At 68.7% G+C, this 21,088-nt stretch carries 18 protein-coding genes; 9 read left to right on the forward strand and 9 right to left on the reverse strand.

What is annotated here, in order from left to right; all coding sequences use genetic code 11:
- From ACE3SG_RS15365 to ACE3SG_RS15385, 5 genes are all read right to left on the reverse strand, one after another.
- On the reverse strand, nt 1-1,532 hold a 1,532-nt coding region (locus tag ACE3SG_RS15365), incomplete at its 3' end, for a bifunctional aconitate hydratase 2/2-methylisocitrate dehydratase (protein WP_374566351.1).
- 287 nt (nt 1,533-1,819) lie between these two features.
- Nucleotides 1,820-2,377, reverse strand: a complete 558-nt coding sequence (locus ACE3SG_RS15370) for a hypothetical protein (RefSeq protein WP_374566353.1) — start codon at nt 2,375-2,377, stop codon at nt 1,820-1,822.
- A 113-nt stretch (nt 2,378-2,490) separates the two neighbouring features.
- Nucleotides 2,491-3,516: a CoA ester lyase gene (locus ACE3SG_RS15375; protein ID WP_374566355.1), complete on the reverse strand. Its 1,026-nt coding sequence runs from the start codon at nt 3,514-3,516 to the stop codon at nt 2,491-2,493.
- A 27-nt stretch (nt 3,517-3,543) separates the two neighbouring features.
- On the reverse strand, nt 3,544-4,323 hold the full coding sequence (gene tam, locus ACE3SG_RS15380; RefSeq protein ID WP_374566357.1) for a trans-aconitate 2-methyltransferase: 780 nt from the start codon (nt 4,321-4,323) through the stop codon (nt 3,544-3,546).
- A gap of 77 nt (nt 4,324-4,400) precedes the next feature.
- Nucleotides 4,401-5,387, reverse strand: coding sequence for a malate dehydrogenase (locus ACE3SG_RS15385; protein WP_329724127.1), 987 nt, complete (start codon nt 5,385-5,387; stop codon nt 4,401-4,403).
- Between the two features lie 197 nt (nt 5,388-5,584).
- Between ACE3SG_RS15385 and ACE3SG_RS15390 the strand changes: the two genes are divergently transcribed.
- The 7 genes from ACE3SG_RS15390 to gltA all read left to right on the forward strand — a co-directional run bounded on the left by ACE3SG_RS15390 (nt 5,585) and on the right by gltA (nt 11,530).
- Complete coding sequence (locus ACE3SG_RS15390) at nt 5,585-6,355, forward strand: GntR family transcriptional regulator (RefSeq protein ID WP_374566359.1); 771 nt, start codon at nt 5,585-5,587, stop codon at nt 6,353-6,355.
- A 179-nt stretch (nt 6,356-6,534) separates the two neighbouring features.
- Nucleotides 6,535-6,990 (forward strand): succinate dehydrogenase, cytochrome b556 subunit, encoded by a 456-nt coding sequence (sdhC, locus tag ACE3SG_RS15395; RefSeq protein ID WP_374566360.1) that lies wholly within the window; start codon nt 6,535-6,537, stop codon nt 6,988-6,990.
- Between the two features lie 23 nt (nt 6,991-7,013).
- On the forward strand, nt 7,014-7,376 hold the full coding sequence (sdhD, locus tag ACE3SG_RS15400) for a succinate dehydrogenase, hydrophobic membrane anchor protein (protein WP_374566362.1): 363 nt from the start codon (nt 7,014-7,016) through the stop codon (nt 7,374-7,376).
- A 65-nt stretch (nt 7,377-7,441) separates the two neighbouring features.
- Nucleotides 7,442-9,148: a succinate dehydrogenase flavoprotein subunit gene (sdhA, locus tag ACE3SG_RS15405; protein ID WP_374566674.1), complete on the forward strand. Its 1,707-nt coding sequence runs from the start codon at nt 7,442-7,444 to the stop codon at nt 9,146-9,148.
- Nucleotides 9,149-9,172: 24 nt separating this feature from the next.
- Nucleotides 9,173-9,877, forward strand: a complete 705-nt coding sequence (locus ACE3SG_RS15410) for a succinate dehydrogenase iron-sulfur subunit (protein ID WP_374566364.1) — start codon at nt 9,173-9,175, stop codon at nt 9,875-9,877.
- A 21-nt stretch (nt 9,878-9,898) separates the two neighbouring features.
- Nucleotides 9,899-10,165, forward strand: a complete 267-nt coding sequence (locus ACE3SG_RS15415) for a succinate dehydrogenase assembly factor 2 (protein ID WP_374566366.1) — start codon at nt 9,899-9,901, stop codon at nt 10,163-10,165.
- 54 nt (nt 10,166-10,219) lie between these two features.
- The gene (gltA, locus tag ACE3SG_RS15420; protein ID WP_374566367.1) at nt 10,220-11,530 is read left to right on the forward strand and encodes a citrate synthase; all 1,311 of its coding nucleotides are present in this window, start codon (nt 10,220-10,222) and stop codon (nt 11,528-11,530) included.
- 103 nt (nt 11,531-11,633) lie between these two features.
- On the opposite strand, the gene ACE3SG_RS15425 is transcribed toward gltA, so the two are convergent.
- On the reverse strand, nt 11,634-13,580 hold the full coding sequence (locus ACE3SG_RS15425) for an NAD(P)-binding protein (RefSeq protein WP_374566369.1): 1,947 nt from the start codon (nt 13,578-13,580) through the stop codon (nt 11,634-11,636).
- Nucleotides 13,581-13,689: 109 nt separating this feature from the next.
- On the opposite strand from ACE3SG_RS15425, the gene ACE3SG_RS15430 reads away from it, so the two are divergent.
- Nucleotides 13,690-15,135 (forward strand): hypothetical protein, encoded by a 1,446-nt coding sequence (locus ACE3SG_RS15430; RefSeq protein ID WP_374566371.1) that lies wholly within the window; start codon nt 13,690-13,692, stop codon nt 15,133-15,135.
- Between the two features lies 1 nt (nt 15,136).
- Here ACE3SG_RS15430 and ACE3SG_RS15435 read toward each other — a convergent pair whose 3' ends face one another.
- Complete coding sequence (locus tag ACE3SG_RS15435; RefSeq protein ID WP_374566373.1) at nt 15,137-16,567, reverse strand: cytochrome P450; 1,431 nt, start codon at nt 16,565-16,567, stop codon at nt 15,137-15,139.
- A 101-nt stretch (nt 16,568-16,668) separates the two neighbouring features.
- Between ACE3SG_RS15435 and ACE3SG_RS15440 the strand changes: the two genes are divergently transcribed.
- A complete protein-coding gene (locus ACE3SG_RS15440; RefSeq protein ID WP_374566376.1) occupies nt 16,669-17,538 on the forward strand; it encodes a helix-turn-helix domain-containing protein in 870 nt (289 codons plus the stop codon).
- Nucleotides 17,539-17,562: 24 nt separating this feature from the next.
- Here the strand turns inward: ACE3SG_RS15440 and ACE3SG_RS15445 are convergent, their stop codons facing one another.
- Together ACE3SG_RS15445 and ACE3SG_RS15450 are read right to left on the reverse strand one after the other, a co-directional pair.
- Nucleotides 17,563-19,110: a methyl-accepting chemotaxis protein gene (locus ACE3SG_RS15445; RefSeq protein WP_374566378.1), complete on the reverse strand. Its 1,548-nt coding sequence runs from the start codon at nt 19,108-19,110 to the stop codon at nt 17,563-17,565.
- A gap of 181 nt (nt 19,111-19,291) precedes the next feature.
- Nucleotides 19,292-21,079 (reverse strand): glutamine--tRNA ligase/YqeY domain fusion protein, encoded by a 1,788-nt coding sequence (locus ACE3SG_RS15450; RefSeq protein ID WP_374566380.1) that lies wholly within the window; start codon nt 21,077-21,079, stop codon nt 19,292-19,294.
- Nucleotides 21,080-21,088 lie beyond the last annotated feature (9 nt).

Raw genomic sequence — 21,088 nt, forward strand, 5'->3', positions numbered from 1 at the left:
ATCGGGAAGCGGGTGTGCGAGTCGCCGCCGGTGCCCACGGTGTCGGGCAGCAGCAGGCGGTTGAGCCAGCTGTGGATGATGCCGTCGCCCGGGCGCAGCGCGACGCCGCCGCGGTTGCTGATGAAGGTGGGTAGCTCGCGGTGCGTCTTCACGTCGACCGGCTTCGGGTAGGCCGCCGTGTGGCAGAAGCTCTGCATCACCAGGTCGGCGCTGAAGCCCAGGCAGGCCAGGTCCTTCAGCTCGTCGCGCGTCATCGGGCCGGTGGTGTCCTGCGAGCCCACGGTCGTCATCTTCGGCTCGCAGTAGGTGCCCGGGCGAATGCCCTTCTGCTGGCCGTTGACGACCGGCAGGCCACAGGCGCGGCCGACCATCTTCTGCGCCAGCGTGTAGCCCTTGCCGGTGTCCACCGGCGGCTTCGGCAGGCGGAAGATCGTGGAGGCGGGCAGGCCCAGGAACTCGCGCGCCTTGGTCGTCAGCGAGCGGCCGATGATCAGGTTGATGCGGCCGCCGGCACGCACTTCGTCGAACAGCACGTCGCTCTTGAGCGAGAACTCGGCGACCGTCTCGCCGTTCTTCACGATCTTGCCTTCGTACGGCAGGATGTCGATCACGTCGCCCATCTCGAGCTTCGACACATCGACCTCGATCGGCAGGCTGCCCGAGTCTTCTTGCGTGTTGAAGAAGATCGGCGCGATCTTGCCGCCCAGCGTGACGCCGCCGAAGCGCTTGTTCGGCACGAACGGGATGTCTTGCCCGGTGGCCCAGATGACCGAGTTGGTGGCGCTCTTGCGCGACGAGCCGGTGCCGACCACGTCGCCCACGTAGGCGACCACATGGCCCTTCTTCTTCAGCTCTTCGATGAATTGCATCGGGCCGCGCTTGCCGTCTTCTTCGGGCTTGAAGGCCGCGCCTTCGCGGGTGTTCTTCAGCATCGCCAGGTAGTGCAGGGGGATGTCCGGGCGGCTCCAGGCATCGGGCGCGGGCGACAGGTCGTCGGTGTTGGTTTCGCCGGGCACCTTGAACACCGTGACGGTGATCTTCTTGTCGACCTCGTGGCGCGAGGTGAACCACTCGGCGTCGGCCCAGCTCTGGATGACTTCCTTCGCCTTGGCGTTGCCGGCCTTGGCCTTCTCGGCCACGTCGTTGAAGAAGTCGAACATCAACAGCGTCTTCTTCAGCGCGGTGGCGGCGACACCGGCCACTTCGGCGTCGTCGAGCAGCTCGATCAGCGGGTGGACGTTGTAGCCGCCGACCATCGTGCCCAGCAGCTCAGTGGCCTTGGCCTTGCTGACCAGGCCGACCTTGATGTCGCCGTGCGCGACGGCGGCCAGGAAGCTGGCCTTGACCTTGGCGGCGTCGTCCACACCCGGCGGCACGCGGTGGGTCAGCAGGTCCAGCAGGAAAGCTTCTTCGCCGGCCGGCGGGTTCTTGATCAGCTCGATGACGTCGGCGGTCTGCTTGGCGTCGAGCGGCAGCGGCGGGATGCCGAGGGCGGCGCGTTCGGCGACATGTTGGCGATAGGCTTGCAGCATGGCGGGGGCTCTCCTGAAGAACGGGGCGAGGGTTTCTACGCTATTTTATATCTTATATAAGACTTGCCAAGACCCGCCCGGGGCAGGGCGCAGCGGGGCGCCGGCCGGGGGTGGGGCAAGACTTTCGATTCTCCCGCAGGACGGCGCCGGCGCAAGCTCGCCGCCCCCACGCCCGACCCGGCCCGAGGGTCGGGCCGGCGGGGCTTGCCGCCCCCCAAGTGGGCGCGCCGGCAATGAAAAAGCCCGGCAGGGCCGGGCTTGGTGGGGCGTTGGGGCGAGGCGGGGCTTTAGCTGCCGCCCATCAGGCCCTGGCTGGCCTGGCCTTCGGCGGCTTTCTTGGCCGCGGCCTGCTTCTCGTGCACGCATTCGTCCACCAGGCGGTGGCCGGCCCTCACGTCCATCAGCATCGACTTGTAGGCGATCTGAATCATCAGCGTCTGGCCCTTGACGTCTTCCAGGCGCAGCGCGCCGGTGGACGACAGCACCGGCTTCATCGTGTACTTCTGCTTGTTGAACGACACGTCGACGTAGCCGTCGTACTTCGGGTTCGTGGCCAGTTCGATCGACTGGTTCATCTCGCACTGGTAGGCGCCGATGTGGGTCATCGCGGCCGCCTTCTGCTGGTCGGCGTCGGCGGCCGGCAGGGGAACCTCGGGCGGCGGGGCCTTGACGGGCTTGGCGGCCTTCTTGAGCGGCGCAGCGGCCGGCTTGGCGGCGGGTTTGGCCGCAGGTGCCGCGGGTTTGGCGGCCGGGGCGGCGGCCTGGGCATGGGCCACGGTGGCGGCGCCAGCCAGCCAGGCGGCGGCCAGCGTGAGGGTCAGGGTGCGGTTCAACAGGCGAGGCATGAAAGACAACTCCGAGGGTCGGGACAACGGCAGGAATTGTCGGGCCCTGGTCCGGGGCAGGGGTGACCGAACGTTTCCTGAGGGGCTCTGGCGCAGGGTGCGCGACAACAAAATCACGCGTCGAAGAATTCGAGCCGCACCTCGGCCGGCAGTTGCGGCCCGCCGGCGAACGAGGTGCGGTGCGCGCGCTGCAGCACCTGCCAGAAGTAGCGGTAGCTGGCGCGGTCGTGCAACTGCTCGCGGCCGCGGTGGCCATGGCGGATCGGCGCCCAGTTCGCGGCCCGCGCGGCCATGATGATCTCGATCGCCTGGTCGACCTCGGCCACGCTGGGGGCGAAGGCATCGATGATCGGGCGGATCTGGTCGGGGTGGATGCTCCACATGCGCAGGTAGCCCAGCTGACGCGCTGCGCGCTCGGCCGCGGCCTGGATCGCGGCCTCGTCCTTGAATTCGGTCACCACGCAGTGCGAAGGCACCTTGGCGTGGCCGTGGCAGGCGGCGGCGATCTCGAGCTTGGCGCGCAGCACCAGCGGGTGCTCGAACTGGCCTTGCGCGCTCATCGCCGACTGCGGGATCGCGCCGCGGTGCGCCGAGACGAAATCCATCAACCCGAACGACAGCGACTCGATGCGCGGGTGCGCCGCCAACGCCTGCACCTCACGCAGCCCGCCGTGGGTTTCGATCAGCGCATGCAGCGGGATGCGCCGCGCCTGGCCGGCTTGATCGGCGAGGCGGTCGATCTCGGTGGCGGCGGCCTGCAGCTCGGCCACGCTGTCGACCTTGGGCAGCATCAGGTAGGCGGCCCGCGCACCGGCGCGCTCGACGATCACGCGCGCGGTCTCGGCAAACGCCGCGTGGGTCGTTTGCGGCAGGCGCACGCCGACGCGGCCGAACTGGTTCTGCTCGCCGGTCAGCAGCTCGGCAATCAGGTGAGCATGCTCGACCTCGCCGCCCACCGGCGCGCCGTCCTCGATGTCCAGCGTCACGTCGAACGCCGGGCCCAGCTCGGCCTGCAGCGCCAGCGCCTTGCGCATGCGCGCCTCGACGCCGGCGTAGTGGTCGCACACCGGCAGTTCGGGCAGCAGATCGCCCGCATCGAACAAGGCGTCGCGGGGGTGGACGAGGTCGGGGCGGCTCATGGCGGGGTCCATCTCGGGGCAGGGAAATCAGGATTTTCGCTGCGCCACGATGAACAGGCGCGGAAAGGCCAGCAGGCGTTGGCCATCGACACGGGCCGGGTAGGCCTGATCGATGCGGCGCTCGTATTCGGCCACGAAGCTCTGCTGCAGCGGTGCATCCAGCGCGTCGAGAAACGGCCGCAGCCCGGTGCTGCGCAGCCACTGCACGATCGCGTGGGCCGACGCCATCGGGTGGCGGTAGACCGTATGCCAGACGTCGACCTGCGCCGCGTCGAGTGCCAGCAGGTCGTAGTACTGCCCCGCTTCCAGCAGCCGGCTGCGCACCGCGCCGGCATCGCCGATCGCCGTGACCCACGGTGCTTGGCTGGCCACGTCGCGCATCAGCCGGTGCGAGGGCTCGTCCAGGTTGTCGGGCATCTGCACCGCCAGCACCCCGCCCGGGGCCAGGGTGGCGAACAGGCGCGGGATCAGCGCCCCGTGGTCGCCCAGCCATTGCAGCGAAGCGTTGGCGTAGACCAGGTCGGGCGCATCGCCGGCGGGGGCCCAGCCGGCGATGTCGCCGAGCTCGAAGGTTTGCCGCGGCAGGCGTTGGCGTGCCTCGGCCAACATTGCCGCCGAGTTGTCCGTGCCGATGACGTTGGCATCGGGGAAGCGGGCGACCAACAGCTCGGTTGAATTGCCCGGGCCGCAACCCAGGTCGTAGACACGGCGCGCCGCGGCCAGCGGCACACGCGCCAGCAGCTCGCGTGCGGGGCGGGTGCGTTCGTCCTCGAACTGCCGGTAGAGGGTGGGGTTCCAGTCGCTCATCGGGGCTCCTGGCGACAAGAAAAAAGGCCGGGGGGCGAACCCACCGGCCTTCGATCATGTCGCGTTCAGCGCTGCGTTCACAGCAGGTGCTTGACGCCTTCTTGCTCGCCCTGCAACTCGGCCAGGGTCTTGTTGATGCACTCTTGCGAGAAGGCATCGATCGGCAGGCCTTCGACGATCTTGTACTCGCCGTTCTCGGTGGTGACCGGGAAGCCGAACATCACGTCCTTCGGGATGCCGTATTCGCCGTTGCTGGGCACGCCCATCGTGACCCAGCCGCCGTTGCTGCCCAGGGCCCAGTCGCGCATGTGGTCGATCGCGGCGTTGGCGGCCGAGGCGGCCGACGACAGGCCGCGCGCTTCGATGATCGCGGCGCCGCGCTTGCCGACGGTCGGCAGGAACACGTCCTTGTTCCAGACCTGATCGTTGATCATGTCCTTGACCGAGGCGCCGTCGATGGTGGCGAAGCGGTAGTCGGCGTACATCGTGGGCGAGTGGTTGCCCCAGACGGCCAGCTGCTTGATCGAGGCGACCGGCTTGCCGGTCTTGGCGGCGACCTGGCTCAGCGCGCGGTTGTGGTCCAGGCGCAGCATCGCGGTGAAGTTCTTGCGCGGCAGGTCCGGCGCGGCCTTCATCGCGATGTAGGCGTTGGTGTTGGCGGGGTTGCCGACCACCAGCACCTTGACATTGCGCGAGGCGACGGCGTTCAGTGCCTTGCCCTGGGCGGTGAAGATGGCGCCGTTGATCGACAGCAGCTCGGCACGCTCCATGCCCGGGCCGCGGGGGCGCGAGCCGACCAGCAGCGCGTAGTCGGTGTCCTTGAAGGCGGTCATCGGGTCGCTGTGGGCTTCCATGCCGGCCAGCAGCGGGAAGGCGCAGTCTTCCAACTCCATCATCACGCCCTTGAGCGCCTTCTGGGCCTTCTCGTCGGGGATCTCCAGCAGTTGCAGGATCACGGGCTGGTCCTTGCCTAGCATTTCGCCCGAGGCGATGCGGAACAGCAGGGCATAACCAATCTGGCCGGCGGCGCCGGTGACAGCCACGCGGACGGGCTTCTTGCTCATGGTGAGGGTCTCCGAAGGGAAGGGAAGTGAATCCTGGGTCGGGTGCGTCGGCGGCCGGGGCCACGCGCGCGAGCCGAGGCCGCAAGTGTAGCCGCGCAGGCCTCGGGTTCACCCTTGGATTCTGGTATTCTTATGTCTTATATAAGACACAGTTCTCATGGACGCCGGGCATCCGCCTGTGCTGCAATCGCGCCACCATGCCCGTCGACCTGCCGCCCACTTCTGACGCTGACAGCGCCGCGCTGCCCGCCGGGCCGGCATTCAGCCCGCTGTACCAGCAGATCAAGTCCCTGCTGCTCAAGAGCCTGCAAGGTGGCGAGTGGAAGCCGGGCGAGGCGATCCCGAGCGAGCTCGAGCTGGCCGGGCGCTTTCGGGTCAGCCAGGGCACGGTGCGCAAGGCGATCGACGAGCTGGCGACCGAGAACCTGCTGGTGCGCAAGCAAGGCAAGGGCACGTTCGTCGCCACGCACGCCGAAGAGCAGATCCAGTACCGCTTCCTGCGCCTGGCGCCCGACGAGGGGCCGACCACCGGCATGGCCCGCCACTTCCTCGATTGCCGCCGCATGCGTGCGCCGGCCGAGGTGGCGCGCGCGCTGGGCCTGAAGGCGGGTGAGCCGGCGCTGCTGGTGCGGCGCACGCTGTGGCGCAACGAGCGCCCGGTGGTGCTGGACGAGATCTGGCTGCCGGCGCAGATGTTCAAGGGCCTGACCGCCGAGCGCCTGGCGCAGTACGCCGGCCCGATGTATGGCCTGTTCGAGACCGAATTTGGCGTGCGCATGATCCGCGCCGAAGAAAAGATCCGCGCGGTGGCCGCCGACGAGGCGACCGCCGAGCTGCTGCAGGTGGCGCCCGGGGCACCGCTGCTGAGCGTCGAGCGGCTGTCGCGCACCTATGGCGACCAGCCGGTCGAATTGCGCCGCGGCCTGTACAACACCACTTCGCACTACTACCGCAACGAGCTGAGTTAACGCTGCATTAGTGCCGCATAAGTGTCCAGGCCGGCGGGTCGGGCACCCTCTGGCAAGGCAGGCGAAAGCTTGCTGCGCTGCAATAGAATCGATCGGTTTCACTGCGATTACGCGCTGCAAGATCGCAACGGAGCCGGACTTCTTCTCGAACGACAAGAGCGTCACACAAGGACCCCGACATGGCCAATACGCTGCCCGGAACGCCGCCCCCCTCGTCGGCCAAGCGCCCGGAATTCCGCAACATCAACGCGTTGACGGATCTCCCGAACTACCGGCTGCCCGCTGCCGGCATCGTCTCGATCCTGCATCGCATCAGCGGCTTCGTGCTGTTCCTGCTGATGCCATTCGTGATCTGGCTGTTCGATGTCAGCGTCACCTCGGAGATTTCGTACGAATCGTTCCGCAGCGCCTACCTGGCCGGCCTGGGCTTCCTGCCCGGCTGGTTCGTCAAGCTGGTGACGCTGGGCTTGATCTGGAGCTATTTGCACCACTTCGTCGCTGGCGTGCGCCATCTGTGGATGGACATGACCCACAGCGTCTCGAAGGAGCAGGGCAAGTCGTCGGCGATCGCCACGCTGGCCATCAGCCTGACGCTGACCGTGCTGCTCGGCGCCAAGCTGTTCGGCCTGTTCTGACCCGGCCGCGAAGGAATTCACTCATGGCAATCAACCACGGTTCCAAGCGCCTGGTCGTCGGCGCGCACTACGGCTTTCGCGACTGGCTGGCGCAACGCGTCACCGCCGTCCTGATGGCGCTGTTCACGGTCGTTCTGCTGCTGCAGATCCTGATCGGTGGCCCGATGGGCTACGAGAAATGGGCGGGCATCTTTTCCCGCCAGTGGATGAAGGTCTTCACCTTCGTCGTCATCGTCTCGCTGCTGTACCACGCGTGGGTCGGCATGCGCGACATCTGGATGGACTACATCAAGCCGGTGGGCCTGAAGCTCGCGCTGCAGGTGTTCACCATCGTGTGGCTGGTCGGCTGTGCCGGCTGGGCGATTCAAGTGTTGTGGAGACTGTGAACGTGGCCGCCTCGATTTCCAAACGCAAGTTCGATGTGGTCATCGTCGGGGCCGGCGGCTCGGGCATGCGCGCGTCGCTGCAACTGTCGCTGGCCGGCCTGAACGTGGCCGTGCTGTCCAAGGTCTTCCCGACCCGCTCGCACACCGTGGCCGCGCAAGGCGGCATCGGCGCCTCGCTCGGCAACATGAGCGAAGACAACTGGCACTACCACTTCTTCGACACCGTCAAGGGCTCGGACTGGCTGGGTGACCAGGACGCGATCGAGTTCATGTGCCGCGAAGCGCCGAAGGTCGTCTACGAGCTCGAGCACTTCGGCATGCCGTTCGACCGCAACCCCGACGGCACGATCTACCAGCGCCCGTTCGGCGGCCACACCGCCAACTACGGCGAGAAGCCGGTGCAGCGCGCCTGCGCGGCAGCAGACCGCACCGGCCACGCGCTGCTGCACACGCTGTACCAGCAGAACGTCAAGGCCCGCACCAACTTCTTCGTCGAGTGGATGGCGCTGGACCTGATCCGCGACGCCGAAGGCGACTGTGTCGGCGTGACCGCGCTGGAGATGGAAACCGGCGACCTGCACATCCTCGAAGCCAAGACGGTGCTGATGGCCACCGGCGGCGCGGGCCGCATCTACGCCGCGTCGACCAACGCCTTCATCAACACCGGCGACGGGCTGGGCATGGCGGCGCGCGCCGGCATCCCGCTCGAAGACATGGAGTTCTGGCAGTTCCACCCGACCGGCGTGGCCGGCGCGGGCGTGCTGCTGACCGAAGGCTGCCGCGGCGAAGGCGCGATCCTGCGCAACAGCAACGGCGAGCGCTTCATGGAGCGCTACGCCCCGACGCTGAAAGACCTGGCGCCGCGCGACTTCGTCTCGCGCTCGATGGACCAGGAGATCAAGGAAGGTCGCGGCTGCGGTCCCAACAAGGACTACGTGCTGCTCGACATGACCCACCTGGGCGCCGAGACCATCATGAAGCGGCTGCCTTCGGTGTTCGAGATCGGGCACAACTTCGCCAACGTCGACATCACCAAAGAGCCGATCCCGGTGGTGCCGACCATCCACTACCAGATGGGCGGCATCCCGACCAACATCCACGGCCAGGTGGTGGTGCCGAAGAACGGCAACCCGAACGACATCATCAACGGCCTGTATGCGGTGGGCGAATGCTCCTGCGTCAGCGTGCACGGCGCCAACCGCCTGGGCACCAACTCGCTGCTCGACCTGGTGGTGTTCGGCCGTGCGGCCGGCAACCACATCGTCGAGACCGCGCTGAAGACCAAGAGCCACAAGCCGCTGCCCGCCGATGCGGCCGACCGCACGCTGGCCCGCCTGGCCCGGCTCGACGGCAACAAGAACGGCGAATACGCGCAGGACGTGGCCGGTGACATCCGCGCGACGATGCAAAAGCATGCCGGCGTGTTCCGCACCCAGGCCGTCATGGACGAGGGCGTGGCCAAGATCAAGCAGGTCGCCGAGCGCGTCAAGGCCATCGGCCTGAAGGACAGCTCGAAGGTCTTCAACACCGCGCGCATCGAGGCGCTGGAGGTCGAGAACCTGATCGAGGCCGCCCAGGCCACGATGATCTCGGCCGCCGCCCGCCCCGAAAGCCGCGGCGCCCACGCCCACAACGACTACCCCAACCGCGACGACGCGAACTGGATGAAGCACTCGCTGTGGTACTCGGAAGGCAACCGCCTGGACTACAAGCCGGTCAAGTTGCAGCCGCTGACGGTCGAATCCGTGCCGCCCAAGGTCCGTACCTTCTAAGCCTCCAGCAGAGAACCAAGAATCATGGAAAAGCGTACTTTCGAGATTTATCGGTACGACCCGGACAAAGACGCCAAGCCCTACATGCAGACCATCGAGATCGAGCTCGATGGGCATGAGCGCATGCTGCTGGACGCGCTGATCAAGCTCAAGGCCGTCGACCCGACGCTGTCTTACCGCCGTTCGTGCCGCGAAGGCGTGTGCGGCTCGGATGCAATGAACATCAACGGCAAGAACGGCCTCGCGTGCCTGACCAACATGCGCACGCTGCCGGGCAAGATCGTGCTGCGCCCGCTACCGGGCCTGCCGGTGGTGCGCGACCTGATCGTCGACATGACGCAGTTCTTCCAGCAGTACCACTCGATCAAGCCCTACCTCGTCAACGACACGCCGCCGCCCGAGAAAGAGCGCCTGCAGTCGCCCGAGGAGCGCGAAGAGCTCGACGGGCTGTACGAGTGCATCCTGTGCGCGAGCTGCTCGACCAGCTGCCCGAGCTTCTGGTGGAACCCCGACAAGTTCGTCGGCCCGGCCGGCCTGCTGCAGGCCTACCGCTTCATCGCCGACAGCCGCGACGAAGCCACCAGTGCCCGCTTGGACAACCTGGAAGACCCGTACCGCCTGTTCCGCTGCCACACGATCATGAACTGCGTCGACGTCTGCCCGAAGGGGCTGAACCCGACGAAGGCGATCGGCAAGATCAAAGAACTCATGGTGCGTCGCGCGGTCTGACCGCCGCCACCCGCTGATGCGATGCAAGCCGTGTTGTCCAGCGCCGACCTGGGTCGCCTCAAGTGGCGCTGCCGGCGCGGCTTGCTCGAGAACGATCTGTTCGTCGAACGTTTCTTCCGCCGCCACGAAGCCGGCCTGACGCTCGACCAGGTCCAGGGCCTGCAAAGCCTGATGGACCTGTCAGACAACGATTTGCTGGATCTGCTGCTCGCGCGCAAAGAACCCGAAGGCGAGCTGGACCGTCCTGATGTGAAAGAAGTGCTGGCCTTGATGCGGGAACCCGGCTGAAAGTCGGGGAGCGCCAGCGCCGCTGTAGAAGAATTTGCTCGAAAGGAACCGACGATGACCCCGTCCGACGTGAAAGCCACCCTGTCGTTCTCTGACGGCAGCCCCAGCATGGACCTGCCGATCTACAAGGGCTCGATCGGGCCCGACGTGATCGACATCCGCAAGCTCTACGGCCAGACCGGCAAGTTCACCTACGACCCGGGCTTCCTGTCCACCGCGTCGTGCAACTCGACCATCACCTACATCGATGGCGACAAGGGTGAACTGCTGTACCGCGGCTACCCGATCGAGCAGCTCGCGGTGAACTGCGACTTCCTCGAAACCTGCTACCTGCTGCTGTACGGAGACCTGCCGAACGCGACGCAGAAAGAAGACTTCACCGCCCGCGTGACCAACCACACGATGGTCAACGAGCAGATGCAGTTCTTCCTGCGCGGCTTCCGCCGCGACGCGCACCCGATGGCGGTGATGACCGGCCTGGTCGGCGCGCTGTCGGCCTTCTATCACGACAGCACCGACATCAATAACCCCGAGCACCGCGAGATCGCCGCGATCCGCCTGATCGCGAAGATGCCGACGCTGGTGGCGATGGCCTACAAGTACACCATCGGCCAGCCGTACATCTACCCGAAGAACGACCTGACCTACGCCGGCAACTTCATGCGCATGATGTTCGCCACGCCGTGCGAGGAGTACAAGCCGAACGACGTGCTGGTGCGGGCGATGGACCGCATCTTCACGCTGCACGCCGACCACGAGCAGAACGCCTCGACCTCGACCGTGCGCCTGTGCGGCTCGTCGGGCACCAACCCGTTCGCGGCCATCGCGGCCGGCGTGGCCTGCCTGTGGGGCCCGGCGCACGGCGGCGCCAACGAGGCGGCGCTGAACATGCTGGAGGAGATCCAGCGCAACGGCGGCGTCGAGAAGGTCGGCGAGTTCATCAAGCAGGTGAAGGACAAGAACTCCAACGTCAAGCTGATGGGCTTCGGCCACCGGGTCTACAAGAACTACGACCCGCGCGCCAAGCTGATGCGCGAGACCTGCCACGAGGTGCTGGAAGCGCTGGGCCTGCAGAACGACCCGCTGTTCAAGCTGGCGATGGAGCTCGAGAAGATCGCGCTGGAAGACGAATACTTCGTCGCCCGCAAGCTCTACCCGAACGTCGACTTCTACTCGGGCATCGTGCAGCGCGCGATCGGCATCCCGGTGCCGCTGTTCACCGCGATCTTCGCGCTGGCCCGCACGGTCGGCTGGATCGCGCAACTCAACGAGATGATCGGCGACCCCGAGTACAAGATCGGCCGCCCGCGCCAGCTTTACGTTGGCGCCGCCCCGCGCGACGTGAAGCCGCTGGCCCAGCGCTGATCACCACGGCGCTCGCGCCAACGACAAGGGCCACTTCGGTGGCCCTTTCTTTTTCTTGGCCGCGAAATCACTCGCCGCCCTGGCGGTCACGAATGGCCCGGCTTCAAGCCAGCCCGATGCGCTTCGGGTCCGGCCCGGGCACGCGGTTCCACGCCGGCAGGTGGGCCTGCGGCAGCAGCTCTTGCACCGCGCGGGTGGCCTGGTCGAAGGCGCTGTGGGCATAAGCGTAGGCGCCGGCGTCGGCATTGGCAATCGCCACCCGGCCCCAGCCGCGGCGGGCGCGCTCGCAGGGCAGTGGGCCTTGCGGCCAGTAGCGGTCCCAGGGGCGCATGTATTCGTAGGCGTAACCGTGGGCCCAGCGGTTGACGGTGATCGCCTCGATGTCGCGGGCCGCGTCGAAACCGAATTCGCCCAGGGCGCCCTGCAGCAGCGTGCGCACCTGCTGTTCGAGGAAATCGAAGCGCCAGCCCAGCAGCATTGCGCGGCCCTGTGACGCCTGGGCCCGGGCCGGCGCGCCATTGCCCGGCACCACCACCTTGCTCAGGTGCAGCAGGATCGGCTCGTCGGGCGATTGCGGGTAGCGCTGCGTGCCCATGCTGACCGGGAAGTCCAGCGCCACGTCGCCCCAGAAGCCGTCGACGATGTTGAAGCCGTGCAGGCCCGCTTGCTGCCAGGCGCGCCAGTTGTTCAGCAGCACCGTGGTGTAGAGCAGCGGCGTCTTGACCTGGTCGTTCAGCGCGTCGACCTGGGCCTTCGGCAGCTCGTCCGTCAGGCGTGCGATCACGCGGTGCCAGCAGGCCAGCAGCACCTGGCGCGCGCGCACCACGCGCACGCGGCCGGTGGCGTCGACATAGCGCAGCTCGACCCGCTCGGCCTGTGCCGGCGGGCCCAGGTGGCGCAGGCCGATCACCGTGGCGCCCAGGCGGATGCGCACCGCCTCGTCCGGCGCGTCGAGCCGCGTGCGGTCCAGCGTCGCATCGACCAGCGCCTCCATGCCCTGGCCGGGCAGTGCCGACGGGATCAGCGAGCGCACCAGCGCCCGCGCGACACCGGCGTTGCCGTCGGGGAAGTGGTAGATGTATTCGTCCTGGCTGGCCATCAGCTGGCGGCCGCTGGGCGACATGCGCGCGTCGAGGCCTTCGCCCAACGCGAGCCCCTCGAAGCCGGGCAGGCCGGCGGCCCACGCGTCCAAGGCGGTTGTCGCGTCGATGCCCACACCGAAGTAGCCCTGCGTCTCGCCTTGGAAGAAGCGCAGCACCGCCGCGTCGACCTTCCAGCGTTGAAGCAGGAAGTCGCGGTAGGTCATGCCCGCCAACGCGCCGCGGCGCGCGGCTGGCGTCTTCAGCTGCGGCAACACGTTGCGCGGCGCACCGAGCAGCGCCGCCAGGCCGGCCTGCGCGGCCGGTGTCATCGGCGTGCGCGCCAGCCAGTCGGCCACGGCCTCGTCCTTGCCGTGGCGCACCAGCCGATCCTCGCCCCAGGCCTCGCGGCCGAAGAACAGGCCGTGCTGGGTCAGGCCTTGGCGCTCGGACCAGCCCTTGTCGAAGAACTCGGTCTTGAAGCGATCGAGCTCGATGCCCAGGTCTTTCAGCAGCCCCGCGGCGGCGGGTGAAAACAGGCTCGGCGAATCGAGCGACTGCGAGCCGCCATAACCGATCAGCTTGACGCCAGAACGCGAGACGAACTCGTTGCGCCGCGCGTGGCCACCGACCTCGTCGAGCGCGTCGAGCAGCAGCATGCGCACCGGCCGGCCGGCATGCTGGCGAAACAGGTGCGCGCCGGCCAGGCCACTCAAGCCGGCACCGACGACGACCAGGTCTTCGATCTCGGGGTCGACCTCGGCGGCCGCGTCGCGAAAACGCGCAGGGTCGTCGCGCCAGGCATGGGCCGTCGCGTTGGCCGTGTCGGTCTGGCCCTGCAGCCCGCTGCGCAGCGCGATCGGGTCGGTGTGGCCAGTGTGGGGGTCGGTCGCCGCCGCGGCGCCGAACGGCGCCGTGGCCAGCGCCACGCCATTGAGAAAGTCGCGGCGCGTGATGTCGGGCAATCGCATCGGTGGGGGCCGTGTCGCGTGGGGCTCGGGCCGCTGTGGCGACTACGGATGTGGCGAGCAGAACGGGCCTTGATCATGGCACGGCCGCGTGTGCCGGCCGGAGAGACCCATGCCCCGATCGACCATGACCTGTTCACCCCGATGGCTGACCGCCGCTGCGCTGGCCGCTCTGGCGGGCTGTGCCGGCACGACAGCGCCCAGCGCGCCGGCGGTGGCCACCGCCTGGCCCACCGAGGCCGCGCCGCAACCGGTCGACTGCCCCAGCGGCCTGCCTGCCGGCACACGCTGCCTCGGTGGCCGCGACAGCGCCGGCGCCTTCTACCGCATCGCGATCCCCGCCGATTGGCAGGGTGGGCAGGGCGACCTGGTGGTGCATGCGCACGGCGGCCCCGCACTCGGCGAGCCCAAGGTCGAGCGGGTGGTCGAAGACCTGCAGCGCTGGTCGGTGATGGTGCGGGCCGGTTATGCGTGGGTTGGCTCGAGCTTTCACCAAGGTGGCGTGGCGGTGTTGTCGGCCGCCGAAGACACCGAGCGTGTGCGCCGCATCTTCGTCGACCATGTGCAGCAGCCGCGCCGCACGGTGCTGCACGGCCAGTCGTGGGGCGCCAGCGTGGCGGCGCGCACGGCCGAGGTCTACGGCCGCCTGGTGCCGGGCCAGCGGCCGGCCTACGACGCGGTGCTGCTCACCAGTGGCGTGCTCGGCGGTGGGTCGCGTTCGTACGATTTTCGGCTCGACCTGCGCGTGGTCTACCAGGCGCTGTGCCACAACCACCCGAAGCCCGACGAGCCGCCTTACCCGCTGTGGCAGGGCCTGCCCGAGGGCTCGACGCTGACGCGCGCGCAGCTGACCCAGCGTGTCAACGACTGCCTGGGCTTGAACAAGCCCGCCGGGCAACGCAGCGCCGAGCAGCAGCAGAAAGTGCAGACGATCACCCGCACGATCCGCATCCCCGAAACAGCGATCCTGCCGCACCTGGCGTGGGCCACCTGGCACTTTCAAGACATCGCGCAGCGCCGCACCGGTGGGGCGCCGGCATTTGGCAACCTGCGCGTGCGCTACACCGGCTCGGCCGACGATGACGCACTGAACGCTCAGGTGTTGCGCTACACCGCCGATGCCGCGGCGATCGCCCGCTTCAGTGCCGACACCGACCCGACCGGCCGCATCGACCTGCCGATGCTGAGCGTGCACGGCATCGACGACGCAACCGCGTTCGTCGAGCTCGACAACGAGTTCGCGCGCACGGTGGCCCGCGCCGGCCGCGCCGATCGGCTGGTGCAGACCTTCACCCGCGACCGCGAGCACAGCTACCTCAGCGATGCGGCCTACGCCACGCTGATGCAGGCGCTGCTGCGCTGGGTCGACCAGGGCGACAAGCCCACCCCGGCCGGCATCGCCGCCGCCTGCCCTGCGCTGGAGGCGCGCTTTGGCGCCGGCTGCCGTTTCGAGCCCGGCTACCGCCCGGCGCCGCTGGACACGCGCATCGCGCCGCGCCAAAGCGTGGGCGAGCGGCCTGTCGGCACCGGCAAGGTGATGGCGGGCCCAGCGAGCTGACTCATCCCTGCGGCCGGGGCGTGCGCCGCTGCAGCAGCAGCCGCACGCCGCCGCGCGGGCGCAGTGTCACGTTCATCACCGGCTCGGCCTGGCCGGCGCCCGGCGGCAAGGCCAGTGTGTAGCGCTGCAGCAGCAGGGCGGCCACCAGCGTCATCTCCAGCATCGCAAAGTGCTGGCCGATGCACACCCGCGGCCCGCTGCCGAAGGGCATCCACGCGCCGCGCGGCGGCGGGGGCGCGTCGGGCATGAAGCGTTCGGGCATGAAGCGGTCGGGCTCGCTGAACGACCGGGCGTCGCGCTGCAGCACCCACGGCGTGATGCGCAGCATCGCCCCGGGCGGGATGACCCAGCCACCGAGCGTGATCTCGCGCGTCGTGCGGCGTGACATCAACGCGGCGATCGGCGGGTACAGGCGCATCGCCTCCTTCAACGTGGCGGTCAGCCAGGGCAGCGCGGGCAGGTCCTCGGCGCCCGGTTCGCGCGAGCCCAGTGCGGCGTCGACCTCCTGCTGCGCACGGCGGGCCACCTCGGGGTGCTCGGCCATCAGCCGGCTCCACCACAACAGCGCCGTGGCCGAGGTTTCGTGCCCGGCCTGGAAGCTGACCATGCACTGATCGAACACCTCCTGGTCTGACAGGGCGGCGCCGGTGCCTTCGTCGCGCAGCGCCAGCAGGTGCGCCAGCAGGTCGTCGCACGGTGTGTCGGCCGCTTCGGCGCGCCGCTCGGCGATGTGCCGCCCCACCAGGCCGCGCAGCGCCTTCAAGGCGCGACGCTTCTTCGCCTTGCCCGGCAGCGGCAGCCAGTCGGGCAGGGTCATCGGCCAGAACATCTCGCGCATTGCGGCCTCCGACAGCACCTGCGTCGCCTCGGCCGCGTCGCGGGCGTCGCGTGAGGCACGGCTGGTGAACAGCGTGCGCATGATCACGTCCATCGCGACCTTGGTCCACAGCGCGTCCATCTCGACCAGGCCCTGGGCCTGCCCGGCGGGGACCGCGTGGTCCAGCGCGTCGAGCGCGGCATCGCGCATCAGCGCCGCGTAGCCGGCCACGCGCTTGGGCGAAAACGCGGGCTGCAGCATGCGGCGCTGGCGCTGCCAGGTGGCGCCCTCGGTCACCAGCACGCTCTGGCCGAACACCTGCTCGAAGATCTCGATGCCCCGCTGCCAGCGCACCAGCGCGTCGGCATGGTCGACCAGCGCTTCGCGCGCCAGCTCGGGCGTGAACAGGTCGTAGGCGTGCTCGGCGCCGATGTGCATGTGGCTGATGTCGCCATGCGCGCGGTGCAGGCCGGCGGTGAAGCCCAGGTAGTCGGCCTTCATCTCGCGCAACAGCGGCAGGCCCCACCAGCGGCGCTGCGGGCCCGGCGGTCGGGCGCCGGCGGGGCGGGCAGTGGTCGTCGGGGGCGTTTCGGGGGTCGTCGTGGCAAGGTCCATGCGGGGCAGTGTGAACCTTGGCGTGGCGGCTCGTCTTGAACGATGTCGACACCGTGGGGGCACGGCGGCTCCCGAGGCGGCGGGCCTCTACACTGGCCGGCATGCCTGTCGATACCGCAGCGCCGACCTTGTCGGCCGCCGTCAACCGCCTGTGGCTGCCGCGCGTGTCGCTCAGTGCCTGCGTGCGCGGGGTGATGGGGCGTGACACCCGCGCTGCCGCGCTCAGCGACAGCCAGCGCCTGAGCTACTTTCCCGCCTCGCCGCTGTGCACGCTGAGCTGGTGGTTCGAGGGCGAGGCCGAGATGCTGCCGTTCGGCGATCCGCACGGGCCGGTGGTGCGCATGCCGGGGCGATTCGTGTTCGGCGGCCCTTACCGCGGGCCCACGCTGTGGCGCAACCCGGGCCCCACGCACGGCATGATGCTGCTGCTGTTGCCCGACGCGATGCACCACCTGGTGGGGCTCGAAGCCGACCACTGGGTCGACCGGTTCGACGATGCGGCCCGGGTGCTGCCGCCGGACTGGATCGCAATGTGCGAGGCGGTGCAGGCCGCGGCGGACGACGACACCCGCATCCGCCTGATCGAGGACTTTCTTGACCCGCGCTGGCAGGCGGCGCGGCCGCACGTGGCGCTGGCGGGCCACCGCTACGCCGATTGGGCCCAGGGCCTGGCGCTGCGGGCGGCCACCTCGCACCCGGGACGCAGCCTGCGCCAGATGGAGCGGCGCATCAAGCAGTGGGCCGGCCAGTCGATGCGCGAGCTGCGTGGCATTGCGCGCGCCGAACAGGCGTTTCTCGACGTGGCCGCTTCGGGGCCGCCGGACTGGGCGGCGGTGGCCGCGAGCGGCGGCTACGCCGACCAGTCGCACCTGTGCCGCGAGACCCGGCGCGTGACCGGCTTCAGCCCGGCCGAGCTGTACCGCCTGATCGCCGAGAACGAGTCGTTCTGGGCCTACCGGTTGTGGGCCTGAAAAGCCCGTCGAGCCCCGGCCGGATCAGCCGGCGCCAAACACCGAGACCGCCCCCACCAGCCGCTGCGCCTGCTCACGCAGGCTTTGTGCTGCCGCCGCAGATTGCTCGACCAGTGCGGCATTCTGTTGGGTCGATTGGTCCAGCTGGCTGATCGCCTGGTTCACCTGACCGATGCCGGTGGACTGCTGGGTGGTGGCCGTGCTGATGTCTGCCAGCAGCTCGTTCACCCGGGCGATCTGCCGAACAATGCCGTCCATCGCGGCGTTGGCCTGGGCCACATCGTGGCCGCCGGTGTCGACGCGCTCGGCGCTCTCGGCGATCAGCGACTTGATTTCGCGAGCCGCGCCCGCGCTGCGTTGGGCCAGCGCCCGCACTTCACCCGCGACGACGGCAAAGCCGCGGCCCTGCTCGCCCGCCCGCGCCGCCTCGACCGCGGCGTTCAGCGCCAGGAGATTGGTCTGGAACGCAATGCCGTCGATCACGCCGAGGATGTCGGCGATCCGGTGGCTGGAGTCGGCAATGCCCTGCATCGCCTCGCGCACCTTCGCCACCGAGGCCGACCCCTGTTCTGCCGCGCTGCTGGCCTGCAAGGCCATCTCCGCCGCCTGCCGGGAGGTGTCGGCGTTGTGGCGCACGGTGGCGCTCATCTGCTCCATCGACGATGCCGTCTGCTGCAGGCTGGCCGCCGACTGCTCGGTGCGTGCACTGAGGTCGTCGTTGCCTTGGGCGATCTCGCCGCTGGCCGCCTGGAAGGTGACCACCTGCCGCGCCACGTCGGCGATGATCCAGCGAAACATCAGGCCGAGCTGGTTCACCGCACGCTGGGCCATGCCGATCTCGTCGACGCGGTCGTTGTGCAGCTCGTTGGTTTCGCCGTTGGCCACCCGCTGCGCATGGGTGCGCAACGCCTCGATCGGCGCCACGACCTGGTGTTGCAGCGCCCACAGCGCCAGCCCGGTGCCGGCCAGCGTGGCGCCAGCCATGCCGAGCAGCGGTGCGGCGGCCAGGCCCGAGGCGGCCGCCGCAGCGACCGCCGTGCAGGCCACACCCAGCAGTGGTAGCCGCACGCGCCAGCGCACCGGCATGGTCTTGGCCAGCGTGGGGATCGACCACGCGCGGCGCGACACCACGGCACCCTTGAACAAGCGCAGCGGCCCGGCCTGGCCGCCACGCAGGGCGGCATACAAGGCTTCGGCACGGGCCACCTCGTCGCGGCCCGGCTGGGTGCGCACGGACAGGTAGCCCACCGTGCGACCGTCGCGGGTGACCGGCGTGGCGTTGGCGCGCACCCAGTAGTGGTCGCCGTTCTTGCGGCGGTTCTTGACCAGCGCCGTCCACGATTCGCCGCCCTGCAGGGTGGCCCACATGTCGGCGAAGGCCTCGGCCGGCATGTCCGGGTGGCGGACCAGGTTGTGCGGCTGGCCCAGGAGCTCGGCGGCCTCGTAGCCGCTGATCGCGACGAAGGCCTCGTTGGCGTAGGTGATGCGGCCGCTGGTGTCGGTGCTCGACATCAAGGTCGTGTCGGCGGGGAAGTCGAACTCCCTCTGTGTGACCGGTTGGTTGTTGCGCATGGCGCACCCCCTCGATGAAATGGTTGGAATAGTCGGCACCGCAGCGCAAGCGTGCATCTTGCGGCCGACTTCCCCATCACCTTTCACCGATCAACGATCGCCATCTCCTGCTGTTTCCGCCCTGCGCCAAGGGAACCAAATCGATGTTTGACGCAGATCAAGGAGAGTGCATTTCCCCGTTCTACTTGCCCCAGCTGTCCTTCAACCCGGTGATGCGGTTGAACACCGGCGCATCGGCGCGGTGGTCGACGCGGTCGGTGATGAAGTAGCCGTGGCGCTCGAACTGCACACGGGTCTCGGCCGGTGCGCCGGCGAGTGAAGGCTCGACATAGCCCTGCACCACCCGCTTGCTGGCCGGGTTCAGCACGGTGAGGTAGTCGCGGCCGCCGGCATCGGGCTGGGCCTCGGTGAACAGGCGGTCGAACAGGCGCAGCTCGGTGGCCACCGCGTCGTGCGCGCCGACCCAGGTGATCACCCCCTTGACCTTGATCGCATCGGCGCCCGGCGTGCCGCTCTTGGTGTCGGGCACGATGGTGGCGGTCACGGCGGTGATGTGGCCGTTGGCATCTTTCTCGCAGCCCGTGCACTCGACGACCACGCCGTACTTCAGCCGCACCTTGTTGCCGGGGAACAGGCGGAAGAAGCCCTTGGGCGGCACTTCGGCAAAGTCGTCACGCTCGATCCACAGCGCCGGGCCGAGGCTGAACTGGCGCTGGCCCATCTCGGGGTGGTGCGGGTGCACCGGCGCGTGGCAGGGCTCGTGGCCGCTGCCGAACACGTCGGCGTAGTTGGTCAGCTTCAGCGGCAGCGGGTCGATCACCGCCATCGCGCGGGCCACCTGCGGGTCGAGGTCGTCGCGCTGCGCGATGTCGAGCACCGAGTAGTCGAGCCAGATGTTGGTCTTGCTGGCACCCGAGTCGTCGGCCATCTTGCGGATCGCCGCGGGCGTGTAGCCGCGCCGGCGCATGCCGGCCAGCGTGGGCATGCGCGGGTCGTCCCAGCCTTCGACATGCTTCTCGTCGACCAGCTGCTTCAGCTTGCGCTTGCTGGTGATCACGTAGCTGAGATTGAGCCGGCCGAACTCGTACTGCTTGGGCAGCGGGTGCGAGAGCAGGCCACCTTCGGCCAGGCGCTCCAGCAGCCAGTCGTAGAACGGCCGCTGGTCTTCGAACTCGAGCGTGCAGATCGAGTGGGTGATGCGCTCCAGCGCGTCTTCGATCGGGTGGGCGTAGGTGTACATCGGGTAGATGCACCATTTGTCGCCGGTGTTGTGGTGGGTCGCGCGGCGGATGCGGTAGATGGCCGGATCGCGCAGGTTGATGTTGGGCGAGGCCATGTCGATCTTCGCGCGCAGCACCATCGCGCCGTCGGCATGCTGGCCATCGCGCATTTCGCGAAAGCGCGCCAGGTTCTCTTGTGGCGTGCGGCCGCGGAACGGGCTGTCGGTGCCGGGGGTGGTGAAGTCGCCCCGGTTGGCGCGCATCTCGTCGGCCGTCTGCTCGTCGACATAGGCCAGGCCGCGCTCGATCAGGTGCTCGGCCGCGCGGTACATGAAGTCGAAATAGTTGCTGGCGAAATAGAGGTGGGGCGTGCCGAAGGCGTTCCAGTCCCAGCCCAGCCAGTGCACCATCTCTTCGATCGCGTCGACGTACTCCTGCTCTTCCTTCTCGGGGTTGGTGTCGTCGAAGCGCAGGTGGCACACGCCACCAAAGTCGCGCGCCAGGCCGAAGTTCAGGCAGATGCTCTTCGCGTGGCCCACATGCAGGTAACCGTTGGGCTCGGGCGGGAAGCGCAGGCGCACGCGCGCCGGGTCGGGCTGGCCCGCCGCATGGTGGGCGGCATCACCCGGGCTGCCACCGAAGGGCCGCTGGTCGTAGGTGCCCGCCGCCAGGTCGCGCTCGACGATCGCGCGCAGGAAGTTGCTCGGCTTGGCTGCCTCGGAGGCGGGGGTGGACTTGTGGTCGCTCATGTAGCGGGT

This window comes from Ideonella sp. (assembly GCF_041914305.1).
Taxonomy (GTDB): domain Bacteria; phylum Pseudomonadota; class Gammaproteobacteria; order Burkholderiales; family Burkholderiaceae_C; genus Ideonella.

Excerpts from the sequence above, each read along its gene's own strand:
- ACE3SG_RS15410 (WP_374566364.1), top strand. The coding sequence starts at position 9,173 with ATGGAAAAGCGTACTTTCGAGATTTATCGGTACGACCCGGACAAAGAC.
- ACE3SG_RS15440 (WP_374566376.1), top strand. The coding sequence starts at position 16,669 with ATGCCTGTCGATACCGCAGCGCCGACCTTGTCGGCCGCCGTCAACCGC.
- sdhA (WP_374566674.1), top strand. The coding sequence starts at position 7,442 with ATGCGCGCGTCGCTGCAACTGTCGCTGGCCGGCCTGAACGTGGCCGTG.
- ACE3SG_RS15385 (WP_329724127.1), bottom strand. The coding sequence starts at position 5,387 with ATGAGCAAGAAGCCCGTCCGCGTGGCTGTCACCGGCGCCGCCGGCCAG.
- ACE3SG_RS15425 (WP_374566369.1), bottom strand. The coding sequence starts at position 13,580 with ATGCGATTGCCCGACATCACGCGCCGCGACTTTCTCAATGGCGTGGCG.
- sdhC (WP_374566360.1), top strand. The coding sequence starts at position 6,535 with ATGGCCAATACGCTGCCCGGAACGCCGCCCCCCTCGTCGGCCAAGCGC.
- ACE3SG_RS15390 (WP_374566359.1), top strand. The coding sequence starts at position 5,585 with ATGCCCGTCGACCTGCCGCCCACTTCTGACGCTGACAGCGCCGCGCTG.
- ACE3SG_RS15415 (WP_374566366.1), top strand. The coding sequence starts at position 9,899 with ATGCAAGCCGTGTTGTCCAGCGCCGACCTGGGTCGCCTCAAGTGGCGC.
- ACE3SG_RS15445 (WP_374566378.1), bottom strand. The coding sequence starts at position 19,110 with ATGCGCAACAACCAACCGGTCACACAGAGGGAGTTCGACTTCCCCGCC.
- gltA (WP_374566367.1), top strand. The coding sequence starts at position 10,220 with ATGACCCCGTCCGACGTGAAAGCCACCCTGTCGTTCTCTGACGGCAGC.
- ACE3SG_RS15435 (WP_374566373.1), bottom strand. The coding sequence starts at position 16,567 with ATGGACCTTGCCACGACGACCCCCGAAACGCCCCCGACGACCACTGCC.
- ACE3SG_RS15430 (WP_374566371.1), top strand. The coding sequence starts at position 13,690 with ATGCCCCGATCGACCATGACCTGTTCACCCCGATGGCTGACCGCCGCT.
- sdhD (WP_374566362.1), top strand. The coding sequence starts at position 7,014 with ATGGCAATCAACCACGGTTCCAAGCGCCTGGTCGTCGGCGCGCACTAC.
- ACE3SG_RS15370 (WP_374566353.1), bottom strand. The coding sequence starts at position 2,377 with ATGCCTCGCCTGTTGAACCGCACCCTGACCCTCACGCTGGCCGCCGCC.
- tam (WP_374566357.1), bottom strand. The coding sequence starts at position 4,323 with ATGAGCGACTGGAACCCCACCCTCTACCGGCAGTTCGAGGACGAACGC.
- ACE3SG_RS15450 (WP_374566380.1), bottom strand. The coding sequence starts at position 21,079 with ATGAGCGACCACAAGTCCACCCCCGCCTCCGAGGCAGCCAAGCCGAGC.
- ACE3SG_RS15375 (WP_374566355.1), bottom strand. The coding sequence starts at position 3,516 with ATGAGCCGCCCCGACCTCGTCCACCCCCGCGACGCCTTGTTCGATGCG.